Source organism: Bradyrhizobium sp. CFUWI, assembly GCF_056429085.1.
The window spans coordinates 131,682-149,135 of sequence record NZ_JBWJZE010000004.1 but is presented as its reverse complement, the minus strand read 5'-3'; the positions used below and the strand labels follow the sequence as shown (position 1 = coordinate 149,135).

The following is a 17,454-nucleotide window of genomic DNA, read 5'->3' as shown; positions in this document are numbered from 1 at the left end:
GTTTACGAGTTCCTCGTTGCAAGGCGAGTTTCGGCCCCGGCGCAAATGCTTGGGCTGAAGCGGCGAAGCGATCCAGAACCTGCCCAGCCCCCTGGATTGCTTCGCTGCCTCGCGATGATGGGTTGAACAGAGTGGCTGTCGTGTCTTTGGCAATTGGATCGTCTTTTCGGAGAGAGCGATGAAGCGCTTCAACCTTTCGGCCTGGGCCGTCAGCCATCCGACGCTGGTTCTCTTCCTCATGATCATTCTCGGCGTCGCCGGCTTCTTCTCCTATGAGAAGCTCGGACGCGCCGAGGATCCGTTCTTCACGGTGAAGGTGGTCAACGTCTCCGTGATCTGGCCGGGCGCGACCGCGCAGGAGATGCAGACCCAGGTCGCCGATCCCATCGAGAAGAAGATCCAGGAGCTGCCCTATTTCGAGAAGGTGCAGACCTATTCCAAGCCCGCCTTCACCGCGCTCCAGGTCACCTTCCGCGACAACACGCCGCCGAAGGAGGTGCCTTATCTCTTCTATCTGCTGCGCAAGAAGCTGGTCGACGTGCAGGGCCAGCTGCCGTCGGGCATTCTGGGACCTGTCGTCAACGACGAGTTCTCCGACGTCGATTCCATCCTCTACATGATGACCGGCGACGGCGCCGATTACGCCCAGCTCAAGAAGGTCTCGGAAGGCTTCCGTCAGCGCCTGCTCAAGGTGCCTGGCGTGACCAAGGTCGACGTCTACGGCAACCAGGACGAGCGCATCTTCGTCGAGTTCAGCCATGCCAAGCTCGCCACCCTCGGCATCACGCCGCAGGCGCTGTTCGATTCGCTCGCCAAGCAGAACAACGTGACGCCGGCCGGCACGGTTGAGACCTCCTCGCAGCGCGTGCCGCTGCGTGTCACCGGCGCGCTCGACGGCGTCAAGGCGGTTGCCGAGACGCCGGTCGAGAGCAATGGCCGCGTGTTCCGCCTGGGTGATATCGCCACCGTCACGCATGGCTACGTCGATCCGCCGAGCTTCGTCGTCCGCCAGGAAGGCAAGGCGGCGATCGGCGTCGGCGTCGTCACCGCCAAGGGCGCCAATATCCTCGAGCTCGGCAAGGAGGTCGAGAAGGCGACGGCTGACTTCATGAAGGCGGTGCCGCAGGGCATCGACGTCAAGCTGATCGCCGACCAGCCCAAGGTGGTCGAGCACGCCGTCGGCGAGTTCGTGCACTCCTTCATGGAAGCGCTCGTCATCGTGCTGTTCGTCTCGTTCCTGGCGCTCGGCTGGCGCACCGGCATCGTGGTCGCGCTGTCGGTGCCCTTGGTGCTCGGCATCGTCTTCATCGTCATGAACACGATGTCGCTCGACCTGCATCGCATCACGCTCGGCGCGCTGATCATCGCGCTCGGTCTGCTCGTCGACGACGCCATCATCGCGGTCGAGATGATGGTGGTGAAGATGGAGCAGGGCTGGGACCGCATGCGTGCGGCGTCCTTTGCCTGGGAATCAACTGCGTTTCCGATGCTCACGGGAACGCTGGTCACGGCCGCTGGCTTCCTCCCCATCGGCTTTGCCAATTCCGCGGTCGGCGAATATGCCGGCAGCATCTTCTGGATCGTGGCGATCGCGCTGGTCGCCTCCTGGTTCGTCGCGGTGATCTTCACGCCCTATATCGGCGTCATGTTGCTGCCTGACATGAAGGCGCACCACAACCACGATCCGCACGCGGTCTACGAGACCCGCATGTACCGCGGCCTGCGCGCCATGGTGCAATGGTGCGTCAACCACCGCATCACCGTGGTGGCCGCGACCGTCGGCGTCTTCATCGCCTCGATCGTCGGGTTCGGCCAGGTCCAGCAGCAATTCTTCCCCCTGTCGGAGCGGCCCGAGCTGTTCCTCCAGCTCCGCCTGCCCGAGGGCACCGCCTTCAACGTCACCGAAAAAACGGTGAAGAAGGCCGAGACGCTGCTCAAGGACGACAAGGACATCGAGACCTATACGTCCTATGTCGGCCAGGGCTCGCCGCGTTTCTGGCTCGGCCTCAATCCGCAGCTGCCGAACGAGGCGTTTGCCGAGATCGTCATCGTCGCCAAGGGGGTCGAGGCGCGCGAGCGCATCAAGGCCAAGATCGAGAACGCGGTCGCCGACGGCATGCTGACCGAGGCGCGCGTCCGCGTCGACCGCTTCAATTTCGGTCCTCCGGTCGGCTTCCCCGTCCAGTTCCGCGTGATCGGGCCCGACGCCAATACGGTGCGCGAGATCGCCTATCAGGTCCGCGACGTCATGCGGCAGAACAAGAGCGTCAAGGACGTCCAGCTCGACTGGAACGAGCAGTCGCCTTACCTCAAGCTCGTCGTCGACCAGGACCGCGCCCGTGCCATGGGCCTGACGCCGCAGGACGTTTCACAGGCGCTGGCGATGCTGATCTCCGGCGCGCAGGTCACGACCATCCGCGACGGCATCGAGAAGGTGGCCGTGGTCGCCCGCGCCGTCTCGTCCGAGCGTCTCGACCTCGGCTCAGTCGGCGATCTCACCATCACCTCGCGGAACGGCGTCGCTGTGCCGCTCCAGCAGATTGCCAAGATCGAGTACGCCCACGAGGACCCGATCATGTGGCGGCGCAACCGCGACATGGCCATCACCGTGCGCTCCGACGTCGTCGATGGCGTGCAGGCCCCTGATGTCACCAGCCAGATCACGCCGAAGCTCAAGCCGATCATTGACCACCTCGAGCCGGCCTACCGCATCGAGGCGGGCGGCGCGTTCGAGGAATCCGCCAAGGGCAACGCCTCGATCTTCATCCTCTTCCCGGTGATGGTCATGGTGATGCTGACGCTGCTGATGATCCAGCTGCAGAGCTTCTCGCGCCTGATCCTGGTGTTCCTGACCGCGCCGCTCGGCATCGTCGGCGCCTCGCTCGGCCTCAACGTCGCCAACGCCCCGTTCGGCTTCGTGGCGCTGCTCGGCCTGATCGCGCTCGCCGGCATGATCATGCGCAACACCGTCATCCTGGTCGACCAGATCGAGACCGACGTCTCCCACGGCCTGACCCGGCGCGAGGCGATCGTGGAGGCCACCGTCCGCCGCGCCCGTCCGGTGGTGCTGACGGCGCTCGCCGCCATCCTCGCCATGATCCCGCTGTCGCGCTCGGCGTTCTGGGGCCCGATGGCGATCACCATCATGGGCGGCCTGTTCGTTGCGACCTTCCTCACCCTCTTGTACCTGCCGGGCCTCTATGCGCTGTGGTTCAGGAAGAGCCTGGACGAGGCGGGTAACCCCGAGCAGCCTGCCGCGCCGCAACATGGCAGCGATGACCATCCAGCAATTCCGCTTGCTGAAGCGGCTGAATAAGTGAGATGAAGTGCTGATCGATGAGTCCTGACTGATGGCCCTTATTTCGGAACATATCGAAGGCGACACCCGGGATCGTATCCTCGAGGTGGCTGAGCGGCTGTTCCGCCAGATCGGCTACCAGAAGACCACGGTCGGCGACATCGCCAAGGAGCTCAGGATGAGCCCCGCCAACGTGTATCGCTTCTTCGAATCGAAGAAGGCGATCCATCAGGCGGTGGCCCGCTCGCTCATGGGCGAGGTCGAGCTCGAGGCGCAGCGGATCGTGGCAAGGCCGGGCCCGGTGCCGGAGCGCTTCCGCGAGCTGCTCACCACCATCCATCGCATGAACACCGAGCGCTATGTCGGCGACAACAAGCTGCACGAGATGGTCGAGATCGCGATGCAGGAGGATTGGGAGGTCTGCGTCAATCATATGGAGTGTATCGCCGGCGTGGTCGGCCAGATGATCGCGCAAGGCGTCGCCTCCGGCGAGTTCGAGGCTCCCGACCTCCAGCTGGCCTCGCTGTGCGCCTGCACCGCGATGATGCGGTTCTTCCACCCCCAGATGATCGCCCAGTGCGCCACCAAGCCGGGCCCGACCATCGACCAGATGATCGATTTCGTCATCGCGGGTCTGTCGCCGCGCCACTGACGAGGCGGCGGGTTTCCTTCTATAAGCAGCCGGCCGCCCCGGGCTGACCGGCTGGAGGCGGACAGGACGGACCAACAAACTCCGTCATTGCGAGCGCAGCGAAGCAATCCAGACTGTCTCCGCGGAGGGATTCTGGATTGCTTCGCTGCGCTCGCAATGACGAAAAGGAAGCACCCGCGTGACCGACAAAGACCTTTATTTCTACGAGCCCTCCAAGGGCCACGGCCTCAAGCACGATCCCTTCAACGCCATCATCGCGCCGCGGCCGATCGGCTGGATCTCCTCTCGCGATAGCAAGGGCCACGTCAACCTCGCGCCCTACAGCTTCTTCAACGCCTTCTGCTACGTGCCGCCGATCATCGGCTTCTCCTCCACCAACTGGAAGGACACGGTGTCGAACATGGAGCAGACCCGCGAGTTCGTCTGGAATCTCACCACGATGGACCTCGCCAAGCACATGAACGCGACCGCCGCGCATGTCGCGCCCGAGGTCGACGAGTTCAAGCTTGCGGGGCTCACCGCCGTGCCCGGCAAGCTCGTCAACGTGCCGCGCGTCGGCGAAAGTCCGGTCGCCTTCGAATGCAAGGTGTCGGACATCGTCCGCCTCAAGGGCGCCGATGGCAAAGAGGCCGACGCCTGGCTGACGTTAGGGGAGGTCGTCGCCGTGCACATCGACAAGGCCATGATCAAGGACGGCGTCTACCAGACCGCCGCTGCTCGCCCGATCGTCCGCGCCGGCCGCCGCGGCGATTATTTCGAGATCAAGCAGGAAAACATGTTCGAGATGATCCGGCCAGATTAGGCCGGCGCTTCTCTCTCCACATGTCATTCCGGGCGACGCGTAGCGTCGAGCCCGGAATCCATTCATCCGCCGACGCTGCCGCACGATGGATTCCGGGCTCACGCTTCGCGTGCCCCGGAATGACATCTCCCCATTGCCCCTCCCGGAACCGCCCCAGTACCCCGGTCGTTATGGTCCGGGGCCGCCCGGCCGCGTCAATATCGCAGCCGAAGTCTTCACATCCGCCACCCACTTTCCGCTAAAATACCCGCGAAACGCGCCGATGCATGAGGTCAGCCATGAGCTTCCGCCGCGACACCCTGACAAAGCCGATCTTCTCCTGGGCGCGCGGCGTGCTGCCGGCGATGTCCGACACCGAGCGCGAGGCGCTGGAGGCGGGCGATGTCTGGTGGGACGCCGATCTCTTCACCGGCGATCCCGATTGGTCGAAGCTGCTGAAAATTGCGCCAGCCAAATTGACCGAGGAGGAGCGGGCCTTTCTCAACGGACCCGTCGACGAGCTCTGCGCCATGCTCGACGAGTGGAAGATCTTTTGGGAATGGCGGGACCTGCCGCAGGACGTCTGGCACTTCGTCAAGCGCGAGAAATTCTTCGGCATGATCATCCCGAAGGAGTTCGGTGGCCTCGGCTTCTCCCCCTATGCCCATTCCGAGGTGGTGCGCAAGATCTCGACCCGCTCGATCGCAGCCGCGGTCACGGTGATGGTGCCGAACTCGCTCGGCCCCGGCGAGCTCCTGATGCGCTTTGGCACCACAGAGCAGCAGGAGCGCTGGCTGCCGCGGCTTGCCGACGGCCGCGACATTCCCTGCTTCGGCCTCACCAGTCCGGAAGCAGGCTCCGATGCCGCCTCGATGGTCGACAGCGGCATCATCTGTAAGGGCGAGTTCGAGGGCCGCGAGGTCGTCGGGCTCAGGCTCAACTGGCACAAGCGCTACATCACGCTCGGCCCGGTCGCGACGCTGCTCGGCCTTGCCTTCAAGGCCTTTGATCCTGATCATCTCGTCGGCCCTCAGGAAGAGCTCGGCATCACCGTCGCGCTGATCCCGACCGATCTGCCCGGCGTCGAGATCGGCCAGCGCCATCTGCCGTCGATGCAGGTGTTCCAGAACGGCCCAAACCGGGGCCGCGACGTTTTCATTCCGCTCGACTATGTCATCGGCGGCAAGGAGCGGCTCGGGCAGGGCTGGAAGATGCTGATGACCGCGCTTGCCGCCGGCCGCGGCATCTCGCTGCCGTCGCTCTCTGCCGCGGGGGCCGCCTATGCAGCGCGCACCTCCGGCGCCTACGCCCGCATCCGCGAGCAGTTCGGCATCTCCATTTCGAAATTCGAAGGCGTCGAAGAGCCGCTCGCGCGCATCGTCGCGACCGCCTACCAACTCGATGCGGCGCGCCGGCTGACCTGCGCGGCGCTGAATGCCGGCGTCCATCCCGCTGTCATCTCCGGCATCATGAAGCTGCATGCGACCGAACGGATGCGCACCGCCATCGACGATGCCATGGACATCCACGGCGGCAAGGCCGTGATCGACGGCCCGCAAAACTATCTCGGCAATCTGCACCGCGCCGTTCCGGTCGGGATTACGGTCGAGGGTGCCAACATCCTGACGCGCAATCTCATCGTGTTCGGGCAGGGCGCGATCCGCGCGCATCCCTATCTGCTCGACGAGATGAATGCACTCGCCGATACCGACCGCGAGCGTGGTCTCACCGCGTTCGACAAAGCCTTCTGGAAGCATGTCGGCCACAATTTTCAGACGCTGTTTCGTGCTTTCGGCCGGAGCTGGACGTTTGGCGCCTTCGCGCTTGCGCCGGATGCGGGCGACGCCACGCCGTTCTATCGGCAGCTCTCGCGCTATTCGGCGGCGTTTGCGCTCTGCGCCGATATGGCGCTGCTGACGCTCGGCGGCGCGCTCAAGCGCAAGGAGATGCTGTCGGCGCGCTTCGGGGACATCCTGTCCGAGCTGTATCTGCTCTCCGCGGCGCTGAAGCGCTGGCAGGATGAGGGCCGGCAGAAGGAGGACTTTGCCGCGCTGGAATGGTGCATGGCGAGCGGCTTCAGGACGATCGAGAACCGGCTCGCCGAAATCCTCGCCAATCTGCCCAACCGCTTCGTCGCAATGTTTCTCAAGCTCGTGGTCCAGCCGTTCGGCGCCCGCGTGCTCGGCCCGTCCGACCGCGTCGTGCATCAGTGCGCCAGCATCGTGCTGGAGCCCTCTGCCGCGCGCGACCGCCTCACGCCGGATCTGGCTCATGTCGATGACGACGGCGGCTTTGCCCGGCTGGAGCGTGCTTTCAAATTGGTCACCGGCACTGAGGCTATCGCCAAGCGCATGCGAGCCGCGCATATCCGCGACTGGAAGGATGCCGTCGCCAAGGGCGTGATCACGCAGGCCGAGGGCGAGCAACTGGCCGCTGCTCATGAAGCCGTCACAAAAGTGATCGAAGTCGACGATTTTGCGCCGGAGGCGCTGTCGCCGATTTACAAGAAAACCGTCAATGTGCATCAGTTCTTCCAGGAACTCGGTGAACAGAGGGCGGCGGGCTGATGGCACGACCGGTATTCATTATCGACGGCAGCCGGACGCCGTTCCTGAAGGCGCGCTCGGGGCCCGGACCGTTCACGCCGGTCGATCTCGCCGTGCAATGCGGCCGGCCGCTGCTGGCGCGTCAGCCGTTTGCGCCCGATAGCTTCGACCAGGTCATTCTCGGCTGCGTCAACGTCATCGCCGACGAGATGAACCCGGCGCGCGTCGCGGCACTCCGGCTCGGCATGGGCGAGGACATGGTCGCCTTCACCGTGCAGATCAATTGCGGCTCGGGCATGCAGTCGATCGACACCGCCTACCGCTACATTCGCGAAGGCCATGCCGACATGATCCTCGCCGGCGGGACCGAGGCGCTGAGCCACGCGCCGCTGGTCTGGCCCAATTCCGGTGTGCGCTGGTTCGCCGGCCTTGCCACCGCCAGGGGCGTCGCCGCGAAGCTCGCCGCGGCCTTCAGGCTCCGCCCGCGCGATCTCAAGCCGATCATCGGCCTGGAGCGCGGGCTGACCGATCCGATCACCGATCTGAACATGGGCCAGACCGCCGAGGTCGTCGGCCATCTCTTCGGCATTACGCGCGCACAATCCGATGCCTATGCAGCCGAGAGCCATCGCCGGCTCGCGCATGCGCAGGGTGCTGGGCTTCTCAAGGGCGAGGTCGAGACAGCGTTCGCGCGCGACGGCAAGTTCTTCGACCATGACGATGGCGTGCGGCCGGACTCCACGACGGAGACGCTCGCGAAACTCCGGCCGGTGTTCGAGCGGCCGTGGGGCCAGGTCACGGCCGGCAATTCCTCGCAGATCACTGACGGCGCCTCCTGGGTGATCCTCGCCTCCGACGCGGCGGTGGCAAAGTACAAGCTCACGCCGAAAGCCGCGATCGTCGACAGCCATTGGGCCGCGCTCGATCCTGGCATCATGGGGCTCGGTCCGGTGATGTCAGTGACGCCGCTGCTGCAACGCAATGGCCTCACCATCAAGGATGTCGAGACCTGGGAGCTCAACGAGGCCTTCGCCACCCAGGTGCTCGGCTGTCTCGCGGCCTGGAACGACGATAAATTCTGCCGCGAGATCCTCGGACTCGACGGCGCGGCCGGTGAGATCGACCGCGACAAGCTCAACGTCGATGGCGGGGCGATCTCGCTCGGTCATCCCGTCGGCACGTCCGGCAACCGCATCGTGCTGCATCTCGTCAACGCGATGAAGCGGCTTGGTACGCGGCGCGGCGTCGCCACCGAATGCATCGGTGGTGGGCTCGGCGGCGCCATGCTGATCGAGGCGGTGTGACCATGGATTCCAAGATCATGACCGCACTCGCGGGTCGCGTCCTGACGCTCGGGCCCCAGCCCGCGCCGGACAGCCCGTACAAGCACTTCAAGCTGACGCGCGACGCCGACGGCGTCGCCTGGCTGCTGTTCGACCGCACTGACGCAAGTGCCAACACGCTGTCCTCCGACGTCATGGAGGAGTTCGACGCGGTGCTCGCGGCGATCGAGACCGAGCGTCCGGCCGGCCTCGTGATCCGCTCCGCAAAATCGTCGGGCTTCATTGCCGGCGCCGACGTCAACGAATTCCGCGGTGCCTCCGACCCCGGCATGGTGGAGACCCGTATCCGCGCCGCGCACGCTGTGGTCGATCATCTGGAGGCATTGAAGCTGCCGACGGTCGCGGTGATCCACGGCTTCTGCCTCGGCGGGGGGCTCGAGGTTGCGCTGGCCTGCCAATCGCGCATCGCGATCGACGGCGCGCGATTCGGCTTCCCGGAGGTGATGCTCGGTCTGCACCCCGGCCTCGGCGGCACCGCGCGGTTCACGGCGCTGGTCAATCCGACCCAATCGATGGCCTTGATGCTGACCGGCCGCACCATCGATGCGCGCCGCGCCAAGTCGCTCGGCCTCGTCGACGCCGTCACGCAGGAGCGTCATGTCTCGGGCGCGGTGAAGGGTGCGCTGTTCGGACGCCTGAAGCGCGCGCGTCCGGGTCTTCTGACGCGCGCCGCCAAACTCGGCCCAGTGCGCGGGCTCCTGGCAAAGCGCATGCGCTCCGAGGCGGCAAAGGCCGCGTCCAGCGAGCACTATCCCGCGCCTTACGCACTGATCGACCTCTGGGAGAGCCATGGCGGCAGCAAGGCCGCGATGCTGAAGGCAGAGCAGGCGTCCTTCGCCAGACTGATGGTGACGCCGACCGCGCAGAACCTGATCCGCGTGTTCTTCCTGCGCGAGCAGATGAAGAAGGCGGCAGGCTCCGGCAACACCATCAAGCATGTCCACGTCATCGGCGCCGGCGCCATGGGCGGCGATATCGCGGCTTGGGTAGCCGGGCAGGGGCTACGCGTCTCGCTCGCCGACATGAAGGCCGAGCCGATCGCGGGCGCGGTGAAGCGCGCCGCCGAGCTTTACGGCAAGATCATCCGCAAGCCGATTGAGGTACGCGACGCACTCGATCGGCTCATCCCCGACATGGACGGGGAGGGCGTCCGCAACGCCGATCTCATCATCGAGGCGGTCCCGGAAAAGCTCGAGCTCAAGCAGAAGGTCTATGCGGGGCTCGAGCCGCGGATGAAGCCGAGTGCGATCCTTGCCACCAACACGTCGAGCATTCCGCTTCAGGACCTGCGTCCCACACTGGCGCGGCCGGAGCGGCTGGTCGGCTTGCACTTCTTCAATCCGGTGTCGCGGCTGCAATTGGTCGAAGTCGTCAGTCACGACGGCAACGACGCGCAGGTATTGAAGGACGCGCTTGCCTTCGTCGGTGCGATCGACCGCCTGCCGTTGCCTGTGAAGAGCTCGCCCGGCTTCCTCGTTAACCGGGCGCTGACGCCTTACATGCTGGAAGCCATGGTGATGCTGGACGAGAAGATCGACCAGCGCCTGATCGACGCCGCGGCCGAGCAGTTCGGCATGCCGATGGGACCGATCGAGCTCGCCGACCAGGTCGGGCTCGACATCTGCCTCGACGTCGGCGACATGCTGCGCACCAAGTTCGGCGATCTCTTGCCGCCGACGCCGGCCTGGCTGCGCGACAAGGTCGCCAGGGGCGAGCTCGGCCGCAAGACCGGCAAGGGCTTCTACACCTGGAAGGATGGCAAGGCGGAAAAGGCGCCGCTCCCCGAGACCGGTCCGCGCGTCACCGACCAGATGATCGACCGCCTGGTGCTGCCGATGTCCAACGTCTGCGTTGCTGCGCTTCGCGAAGGCATCGTCGACGACGCCGACGCGGTCGACGGTGCCATGATCTTCGGCACGGGTTATGCACCGTTCCGTGGCGGTCCGCTGAACTATGCGCGCACCCGTGGTGTGGAGAATGTCGTATCCACCTTGCGCGGGCTCGCCGAAAGGTTCGGCCAGCGGTTCGCGCCCGATCCGGGCTGGGACAGTTTCAAGTGAGAGAGACATGAACGAACAGGCGAATACCGTGCCGCGCGGCGATCTCTGCATCCGCACGCTGGCGATGCCGGCCGACACCAATGCCAATGGTGATATCTTCGGCGGCTGGCTGCTGAGCCAGATGGACGTCGGCGGCGGCGTGTTTGCCTCGAAGGTCGCGAAGTCGCGTACCGTGACAGTCGCGATCGAGGCGATGAATTTTCGCAAGGCGGTCTATGTCGGCGATCTCGTCTCGGTCTATGCCAATCTCGTCCGCGTCGGACGAACTTCCCTCACCGTGCATCTGGAAGCCTGGGCGCTGCGTCGCGGCGAGGAGCATCCGTTCCTCGTCACCGACGGCAATTTTACCTATGTCTCGATCGACGAGCACGGCCGTCCGCAAGCGGTCCGCGCGACCGAGACGACGATCGCGACGTAATCGCGCGCGACGCGCTGCCTCATCTCGCGAATGTGTGCCCCGCCGCCAAACGCGGCGCCAGCAGGTCATCTTCGTCGCGGCTTCGCCAAGAACCAGTCAAGAACCAGTCATAAAACGGATGAGGTCCCGGCGTACTCCATTGCGTGTCGATTCGGGGTGGAAACGGCCTCAAATGCCTGGGAACCATTGGGCAGGAGCACCGTTATTTGCCCGCACTGAGGAAACCACGGACCATGCCGGACAGCTACATTATCGAAGTCGATTCGCAGACCGCAGGTATCGTCGTTCGTTCTCAGGGAGGCTACTGCTTCTTCGCCTCATCGCACCGCTTCAACCGTCTCGAAGGCCAGCTCTTTCGCAACGCCCGCGAAGCCGAGCGCGCTGCGCGCAAGCTGGTGAACGGCGACATGAAGGAAGCCGCATAAGCGGCTGCCGGTCGATTCGGGGCGCGCGCAGCGCGAGCCCGGAATCTATCATGCTGCAGAAATTGCCGACCAATGGATTCCGGGCCCGCGCCTTTCGGCGCGTCCCGGAATGACGCCATTCATCACAGCTTCGTTGCCGCCCGCGACAGAAGCTTCCACTCGTCGCCCTGCTTCTGCCAGTTCATCAGGATGTGAAGATTGGTCGACACTTTCTTCCCGTCGGCCGCCATTTCCTGCTCGCCCAGCCAATGGAAGCGCACGATGGCGGCGGGGCCGACGATCTTGATGGTGGGGTCCTTGTATTCGATGGAGAGGAACTTCGACTTGCCGTCGGTGGCGTTGGCGATGAAGGTCGCCTTGTCCTCGACCTTGCCGCTGGAATGGCTGTAACTGAGATCGTCCCAGCACAGCCCCGCGAGCGCCTTCGGGTCGGCCGCGATCTGGGCGAGACGGAAGGCCTCGACCTTTTTTGCCACCGCCTCTTCGTCTGCCGAGGCGGCGAGCGCCGGTGCCGTGAGCGCAAGCGCGGAGACCGCGAGAGCCGAAAGAGCAAGGTCGCGTCGGTTGATCATCGTTTCCTCCTTTTTGATCTTGCAAGGAGTGTTGCAGCCGCGCCCGGCTTTGTCGAGTGGTGCATTGTCGTCATGTCGATGCGTCATTGCGCGTTCGAACCCGTATTGATACGTCTTCCGCATTAATGCGTCGCGGATTTGGGAAAGTAGGGAAATGATCGAGGCAATCGGCAGGGCATTGTTGTTCGACATCGACGGCACGCTCGCCAACACCGACCCGCTGCATCTCAAGGCCTTCAACCAGGTGCTGGGGCCGCGCGGCCATGTGTTCGACCACGCGCGATTCTCCAGGGAGCTGCAGGGTTTCGCCAATGTGTCGATCGGCGACCGCTTTCTGCCCGACGAAACGCCGGCGCGGCGCGCCGCGATTCTCGCCGAGAAAGAAGAGATCTTCCGCACGCTCGTGGTCGGACAGGTCGAACCGTTGCCGGGGCTGTTGGCGCTGCTAGACCGCGCGGACGCGGCCGGCGTTCCCATGGTTGCCGTGACCAATGCGCCGCGTCTCAACGCCGAGCTGCTGCTGTCGGGCCTCGGCATCACCGAGCGGTTCAAGGCGATCGTGATCGGCGACGAGCTGCCCTACGGCAAACCGCATCCGCTGCCCTATCAGGAAGGGTTGCGCTTCGTCGGGGCCAGTGCCGAATCCTCGATTGCGTTCGAGGATTCCCGCTCCGGCGTGCAATCGGCCGCCGCCGCCGGCATTCCGACGATCGGAATCCGGACCAGCCTCAGCCATGACGATCTTGTCGGTGCCGGCGCTGTTGCCTCTGCAAGCGCCTTCGACGACCCGGATCTGCTCGCGCGCCTTGGCGCCGCGATGGCGTGGTGAGCTCCGCCTCATCCGTTAACCGTGATCGGCGCGCGCATTGACCGCAGCTGCGAACCGCCGCACCATGCAGCTTCCTGATTTGAGGCCCTTGCCGTGACCGGACTGACCCATCGCCAAGCCGAAATCCTCAACATCGCGCGCGCCTCGGGCCGCGTCATGGTGGAGGAGCTCGCGCGCCGCTTCGAGGTCTCGGCGCAGACCATCCGGAAGGATCTCAACGATCTCTGCGAGCGCAGATCGCTGACCCGCATCCATGGCGGCGCCATCATCGCCTCCGGCGTCGAGAATCTCGCCTATGAGGCGCGGCGCTTCGTCGCCGCCGACGAGAAGAAGGCGATCGGAGCTGCAGCCGCCTCGCTGATCCCGAACGGCTGCTCGCTCTTCATCAATATCGGCACCACGACGGAGGAGGTCGCGAGCGCGTTGACCTCGCACGAGGATCTCCTCGTCATCACCAACAATCTCAATGTCGCGATGCTGCTCTACCGCCATCCCCGCATCGAGGTGGTCGTGGCCGGCGGCACGGTCCGGCGCGCCGACGGCGCGGTGGTCGGCTCGACCGCGACGCAGCTGATCGGCCAGTTCAAGGTCGACTACGCCATCATCGGCGCGTCCGCGATCGACGAGGAGGGCGCGCTGCTCGACTTCGACTATCGCGAGGTCCAGGTGGCGCAGGCCATCATCGCCAATGCCCGCAGCGTCATGCTGGTCGCCGATTCCACCAAGCTGCGTCGCAGCGCGCCGGTGCGCATCGCCCATATCACGCAGATCCAGACCTTCGTCACCGATCAGGAGCTTCCCGAGCGCCTCGCCACCATCTGCCACAGCAAGGGCATCGAAGTGGTCGCGGCGATGCCGAAGGACGCGGACATCGACGATGCGCCGGCCGACGCCCAGGATGCGGTGCCTGAAGCCGCGCCGGTGGTGCGGCTGCGCTGAGGCTTACGGACTGCTCCATGGGTTAAGCAGTGCCACGCCAGTTGGTTCGAAATCCCCCACATTACGCGTAGCGACGGTCAGGCCGTGAACAAGCGCGGTTGCTGCAATAAGTGAATCGCGCTCAGCCGTCGGGTTGGGAACGTGCAATTGCGCGCAACGCTGCGCCACAGCCGTATCAATCGCCAGGATTCGCCCCTCGAAGTGGACCAGAATGTGATCGTCGATCCAGGCGCGCAGGACGGCACCTTGCGCCGCGTCCTTGCGCTGGATCAGTCGTGCGCCAAGTTCAATTTCAAGGATCGAGATGGCGGATATGAAGAAATTTGCCGCGGGCAGCGCATTGGCCCAAGCGAGGACCTTGCGATCGGCCTTGTCCGGCCGCCTCAGTTCGGAAATGACATTGGTGTCCAGCAGAAACATCAGTCGAGATCGGTGGGCCTGGAGATTCCGCCGGCGATGCGAGGTGGATCGAAATCGAACGCCGCATTCGCTTGTGCCAGAGCTTCGGCGAGGCTCATGTGCCCGCCGCTCAGGCGTAGATAGTCTTCGATTGTCAGCAGGACATGGGCCGGGCGGCCACGATCGGTGATGAAGACAGGCCCCTTCGACGCCGCCTTCTTGGCGCCGCTCGTATCCTGATTGAACTCTCGGCTGGTTAGGGTGGTCACCATCGTCAGCGTCTCATTGGTCGCAGCGCCACATCGCTCGTAAGCATATGTAGATATGTTACTACATGCAAGCTCTTGGCATGGAGAGGGTGCGGGAAAACGGGTTCCGTGCGACTCGATGGAGCCGGGTGCCTTAATATCTGTCGGTTTTGCTGCCGATTTTTACGCCGTCATGCCGTGGAAAAATGTCTGCTTTCGCTTCCTTTCGCTTCTCTTTCATCTTGCTTTCGTTTTCTGGTATGATCTAATCAAAAGCGAAAGTAGCCGCTCGACGGAACGAGCGGTCGCCGGGGGATGCGTCTGTTGGAGCGTATTTTCGATCTCGCCATCATTGGAGGCGGTGTTAACGGCTGCGGCATCGCGCGCGACGCGGTAGGCCGCGGCAATACCGTTTTCCTGTGCGAAATGAACGATTTGGCGAGCGGGACATCGTCCTGGTCGACCAAGCTTGTGCACGGCGGCCTGCGCTATCTCGAATATTACGAGTTTCGCCTGGTCCGGGAGGCGCTGATCGAGCGCGAGGTTCTCTGGGGCATCGCCCCCCACATCATCCGCCCGCTACGTTTCGTTCTGCCGCATCATGCCGGCCTGCGGCCGGCCTGGCTGCTGCGCCTCGGCCTCTTCCTCTACGACCACATTGGCGGCCGCCATCTGTTGCCGGCGACCCGCTCGGTCGATCTCGGGCGTGACGAGGTCGGCAAGCCGCTGATCCCGAATCGCTACAGCCGCGCCTTCGAATATTCGGATTGCTTCGTCGATGACGCCCGTCTCGTCGTGCTCAATGCGCGCGATGCTGCCGACAAGGGCGCCGAGATTCGCACCCGCACCCGCGCCACCGAGATCCGCCAGTCCGGCGGCCTCTGGACCGTCGGCATGGTCAACACGCTGACCGGCGAGCGCTCGCAGATCCAGGCCAAGGCGCTGATCAATGCCGGCGGCCCCTGGGTCGAGGACGTGCTCGGCCGCGGCGCCGGCGTCAACGCCAAGGCCAAGGTGCGCCTGGTGCAAGGCTCGCACATCGTTGTCAGGAAGCTCTACGACCACGACCGCGCCTACATGTTCCAGAATGCCGACGGCCGCATCATCTTCGTGATCCCCTATCAGGATGATTTCACGCTGATCGGCACCACAGACCGCGACTATGACGGCGATCCCGCCAAGGTGAAGGCGACGACCGAGGAGATTCAGTATCTCTGCACGGCGGCGAGCGAATATCTGGCCAAGCCGGTAAGGCCGGATGACGTGGTCTGGACCTATTCCGGCGTGCGCCCGCTCTATGACGACGGTGCCAGCGAAGCCAAGGCCGCGACGCGCGACTATGTGTTCGAGCTCGACACGCCCGGCGGGGTGCCGCTGCTGTCGATCTATGGCGGCAAGATCACGACCTATCGCCGCCTCGCCGAAGAGGCGCTGGAGCGGCTCGCGCCTTACTTGCGCAGCGCGAAGGCGCGCGAGGGCTGGACCGGCAAATGGCCGCTGCCCGGCGGTGACATGAACGTGTCCGATATCGACGGGCTGATCGCCGAGCTCCAGCGTGGCTATCCCTTCCTCAGCCACGAGCATGCGCGGCGGCTCGCGCGCGCCTATGGCACGATGGCCGTCAAGCTGCTCGGCGACGCGAAATCGGCAGCCGATCTCGGCCAGTCCTTTGGCGCGACGCTGACCGAGCGCGAGGTTCGCTACCTCATGGCCAATGAATGGGCCGTGACCGCCGAGGACGTGGTCTGGCGCCGTTCCAAGCTCGGCCTGCGACTATCTGCCGACGAGATCGCCGCGCTTGACGACTGGATCAGGACCCACGCCGTGCCGCAAAGTCCCCTGCTGGAAGCGGGAGGACGCTCATGACCGTGACACTCGACCACGTGACCCGGACCGTCGATGGAATTCCCCACATCCGCGATGTCTCGCTGACGTTCGAGAGCGGCACGCTGAACGTGCTGCTCGGGCCGACGCTATCGGGCAAGACCTCGATCATGCGGTTGCTCGCCGGTCTCGACAAGCCGACCACGGGCAAGGTGGTGGTGAACGGCAAGGACGTCACCGGCGCCGACGTGCGTCAGCGTTCGGTCGCCATGGTCTACCAGCAGTTCATCAATTACCCCTCGCTCACGGTCTATGAGAACATCGCTTCGCCCCTGCGCGTGCAGGGCAAGCCCCGCAGCGAGATCGAGGCGCGGGTGGCGGAGGCCGCAAAGCTGCTGCGGCTCGAGCCGTTCCTGAAGCGCACCCCGCTGCAACTTTCCGGCGGCCAGCAGCAGCGCACCGCGATCGCGCGCGCCCTGGTCAAGGGCGCCGATCTCGTGCTGCTCGACGAACCGCTCGCCAATCTCGACTACAAGCTCCGCGAGGAGCTGCGCGCCGAGCTGCCGCGCATCTTCGAGGCCTCGGGTGCGATCTTCGTCTATGCCACCACCGAGCCGACCGAGGCGCTGCTGCTCGGCGGCAACACGGTCTGCATGTGGGAAGGCCGGGCGCTGCAGATGGGCGAGACGACCAGTGTCTATCGCCGGCCGCAGACGCTGCGCGTCGCGCAGGTGTTTTCCGATCCGCCGCTCAACCTCGTCGGCATCGAGAAGAAGAACGGCTCCGTGCAATATGCCGGCGGCACGGCTTCGCCGGCCTCCGGTCTCTATTCAGGCCTCGCCGACGGGGCCTATCGCGTCGGCTTCCGCGCGCATCAGCTCACACTCGCCAACGGCGAGGCCGACCGCCATGCGTTCCACGCCACTGTCACGGTGACCGAGATCACCGGTTCGGAGAGTTTCGTGCATCTGACCCGCGACGGATCGAACTGGGTGGCGGTGCTGCATGGCGTGCACGAGTTCGAGCCCGGCCAGACGCTCGACGCCGTGCTCGATCCCAACGATGTCTTCGTGTTCGACGCGGCGGATCGCCTCGTCGCAGCACCGAGCTCCTGAGGAGT

15 protein-coding genes are annotated in these 17,454 nt (G+C 64.8%); 12 read left to right on the top strand and 3 right to left on the bottom strand.

Translation table 11 applies throughout. From position 1 onward, the window contains the following. Window positions 1–178 precede the first annotated feature (178 nt). The 8 genes from AC066S_RS11145 (at window position 179) to AC066S_RS11110 (ending at window position 11,523) form a co-directional block, all read left to right on the top strand. Window positions 179–3,316 (top strand): efflux RND transporter permease subunit, encoded by a 3,138-nt coding sequence (locus AC066S_RS11145; RefSeq protein ID WP_126260516.1) that lies wholly within the window; start codon window positions 179–181, stop codon window positions 3,314–3,316. Between the two features lie 34 nt (window positions 3,317–3,350). Beyond that, window positions 3,351–3,950: a TetR/AcrR family transcriptional regulator gene (locus AC066S_RS11140; protein WP_126260515.1), complete on the top strand. Its 600-nt coding sequence runs from the start codon at window positions 3,351–3,353 to the stop codon at window positions 3,948–3,950. A gap of 178 nt (window positions 3,951–4,128) precedes the next feature. Continuing rightward, a complete protein-coding gene (locus AC066S_RS11135) occupies window positions 4,129–4,752 on the top strand; it encodes a flavin reductase family protein (protein WP_478269663.1) in 624 nt (207 codons plus the stop codon). A gap of 278 nt (window positions 4,753–5,030) precedes the next feature. Continuing rightward, window positions 5,031–7,298 carry an acyl-CoA dehydrogenase gene (locus AC066S_RS11130; protein WP_478269662.1) on the top strand — a complete coding sequence of 756 codons (2,268 nt, stop codon included), beginning with the start codon at window positions 5,031–5,033 and terminating at the stop codon, window positions 7,296–7,298. Then, window positions 7,298–8,581, top strand: a complete 1,284-nt coding sequence (locus tag AC066S_RS11125) for an acetyl-CoA C-acetyltransferase (protein ID WP_135167735.1) — start codon at window positions 7,298–7,300, stop codon at window positions 8,579–8,581. The genes AC066S_RS11130 and AC066S_RS11125 overlap by 1 nt, the downstream gene beginning before the upstream one ends. 2 nt (window positions 8,582–8,583) lie before the next feature. After that, window positions 8,584–10,680 carry a 3-hydroxyacyl-CoA dehydrogenase NAD-binding domain-containing protein gene (locus AC066S_RS11120; protein ID WP_478269661.1) on the top strand — a complete coding sequence of 699 codons (2,097 nt, stop codon included), beginning with the start codon at window positions 8,584–8,586 and terminating at the stop codon, window positions 10,678–10,680. Between the two features lie 7 nt (window positions 10,681–10,687). After that, the gene (locus AC066S_RS11115; protein WP_135167737.1) at window positions 10,688–11,098 is read left to right on the top strand and encodes an acyl-CoA thioesterase; all 411 of its coding nucleotides are present in this window, start codon (window positions 10,688–10,690) and stop codon (window positions 11,096–11,098) included. 233 nt (window positions 11,099–11,331) lie between these two features. Further along, window positions 11,332–11,523: a hypothetical protein gene (locus AC066S_RS11110; RefSeq protein ID WP_478269660.1), complete on the top strand. Its 192-nt coding sequence runs from the start codon at window positions 11,332–11,334 to the stop codon at window positions 11,521–11,523. Window positions 11,524–11,645: 122 nt separating this feature from the next. On the opposite strand, the gene AC066S_RS11105 is transcribed toward AC066S_RS11110, so the two are convergent. After that, a complete protein-coding gene (locus AC066S_RS11105; RefSeq protein WP_478269659.1) occupies window positions 11,646–12,095 on the bottom strand; it encodes a nuclear transport factor 2 family protein in 450 nt (149 codons plus the stop codon). A gap of 154 nt (window positions 12,096–12,249) precedes the next feature. Between AC066S_RS11105 and AC066S_RS11100 the strand changes: the two genes are divergently transcribed. Both AC066S_RS11100 and AC066S_RS11095 read left to right on the top strand, forming a co-directional pair. Further along, window positions 12,250–12,924: an HAD family hydrolase gene (locus AC066S_RS11100; protein WP_478269658.1), complete on the top strand. Its 675-nt coding sequence runs from the start codon at window positions 12,250–12,252 to the stop codon at window positions 12,922–12,924. A 93-nt stretch (window positions 12,925–13,017) separates the two neighbouring features. Then, the gene (locus tag AC066S_RS11095; protein ID WP_126260507.1) at window positions 13,018–13,863 is read left to right on the top strand and encodes a DeoR/GlpR family DNA-binding transcription regulator; all 846 of its coding nucleotides are present in this window, start codon (window positions 13,018–13,020) and stop codon (window positions 13,861–13,863) included. Window positions 13,864–13,866: 3 nt separating this feature from the next. Here AC066S_RS11095 and AC066S_RS11090 read toward each other — a convergent pair whose 3' ends face one another. After that, window positions 13,867–14,283, bottom strand: coding sequence for a PIN domain-containing protein (locus AC066S_RS11090; RefSeq protein ID WP_478269657.1), 417 nt, complete (start codon window positions 14,281–14,283; stop codon window positions 13,867–13,869). Next, entirely contained in the window at window positions 14,283–14,534 is a 252-nt protein-coding gene (locus AC066S_RS11085) for a type II toxin-antitoxin system prevent-host-death family antitoxin (protein ID WP_478269656.1), read from the bottom strand. The genes AC066S_RS11090 and AC066S_RS11085 overlap by 1 nt, the downstream gene beginning before the upstream one ends. A 291-nt stretch (window positions 14,535–14,825) precedes the next feature. Between AC066S_RS11085 and glpD the strand changes: the two genes are divergently transcribed. Both glpD and AC066S_RS11075 read left to right on the top strand, forming a co-directional pair. After that, window positions 14,826–16,376, top strand: a complete 1,551-nt coding sequence (gene glpD / locus AC066S_RS11080; RefSeq protein ID WP_126260504.1) for a glycerol-3-phosphate dehydrogenase — start codon at window positions 14,826–14,828, stop codon at window positions 16,374–16,376. Beyond that, window positions 16,373–17,449, top strand: a complete 1,077-nt coding sequence (locus AC066S_RS11075) for an ABC transporter ATP-binding protein (protein WP_478269655.1) — start codon at window positions 16,373–16,375, stop codon at window positions 17,447–17,449. Before glpD ends, AC066S_RS11075 begins: the two co-directional genes overlap by 4 nt. Window positions 17,450–17,454: the final 5 nt, after the last annotated feature.

Coding starts and splice junctions, on each gene's coding strand:
- AC066S_RS11145 (WP_126260516.1), top strand. CDS start 179: ATGAAGCGCTTCAACCTTTCGGCCTGGGCCGTCAGCCATCCGACGCTG.
- AC066S_RS11140 (WP_126260515.1), top strand. CDS start 3,351: ATGGCCCTTATTTCGGAACATATCGAAGGCGACACCCGGGATCGTATC.
- AC066S_RS11130 (WP_478269662.1), top strand. CDS start 5,031: ATGAGCTTCCGCCGCGACACCCTGACAAAGCCGATCTTCTCCTGGGCG.
- AC066S_RS11125 (WP_135167735.1), top strand. CDS start 7,298: ATGGCACGACCGGTATTCATTATCGACGGCAGCCGGACGCCGTTCCTG.
- AC066S_RS11120 (WP_478269661.1), top strand. CDS start 8,584: ATGGATTCCAAGATCATGACCGCACTCGCGGGTCGCGTCCTGACGCTC.
- AC066S_RS11115 (WP_135167737.1), top strand. CDS start 10,688: ATGAACGAACAGGCGAATACCGTGCCGCGCGGCGATCTCTGCATCCGC.
- AC066S_RS11110 (WP_478269660.1), top strand. CDS start 11,332: ATGCCGGACAGCTACATTATCGAAGTCGATTCGCAGACCGCAGGTATC.
- AC066S_RS11105 (WP_478269659.1), bottom strand. CDS start 12,095: ATGATCAACCGACGCGACCTTGCTCTTTCGGCTCTCGCGGTCTCCGCG.
- AC066S_RS11100 (WP_478269658.1), top strand. CDS start 12,250: ATGATCGAGGCAATCGGCAGGGCATTGTTGTTCGACATCGACGGCACG.
- AC066S_RS11090 (WP_478269657.1), bottom strand. CDS start 14,283: ATGTTTCTGCTGGACACCAATGTCATTTCCGAACTGAGGCGGCCGGAC.
- AC066S_RS11085 (WP_478269656.1), bottom strand. CDS start 14,534: ATGGTGACCACCCTAACCAGCCGAGAGTTCAATCAGGATACGAGCGGC.
- glpD (WP_126260504.1), top strand. CDS start 14,826: ATGCGTCTGTTGGAGCGTATTTTCGATCTCGCCATCATTGGAGGCGGT.
- AC066S_RS11075 (WP_478269655.1), top strand. CDS start 16,373: ATGACCGTGACACTCGACCACGTGACCCGGACCGTCGATGGAATTCCC.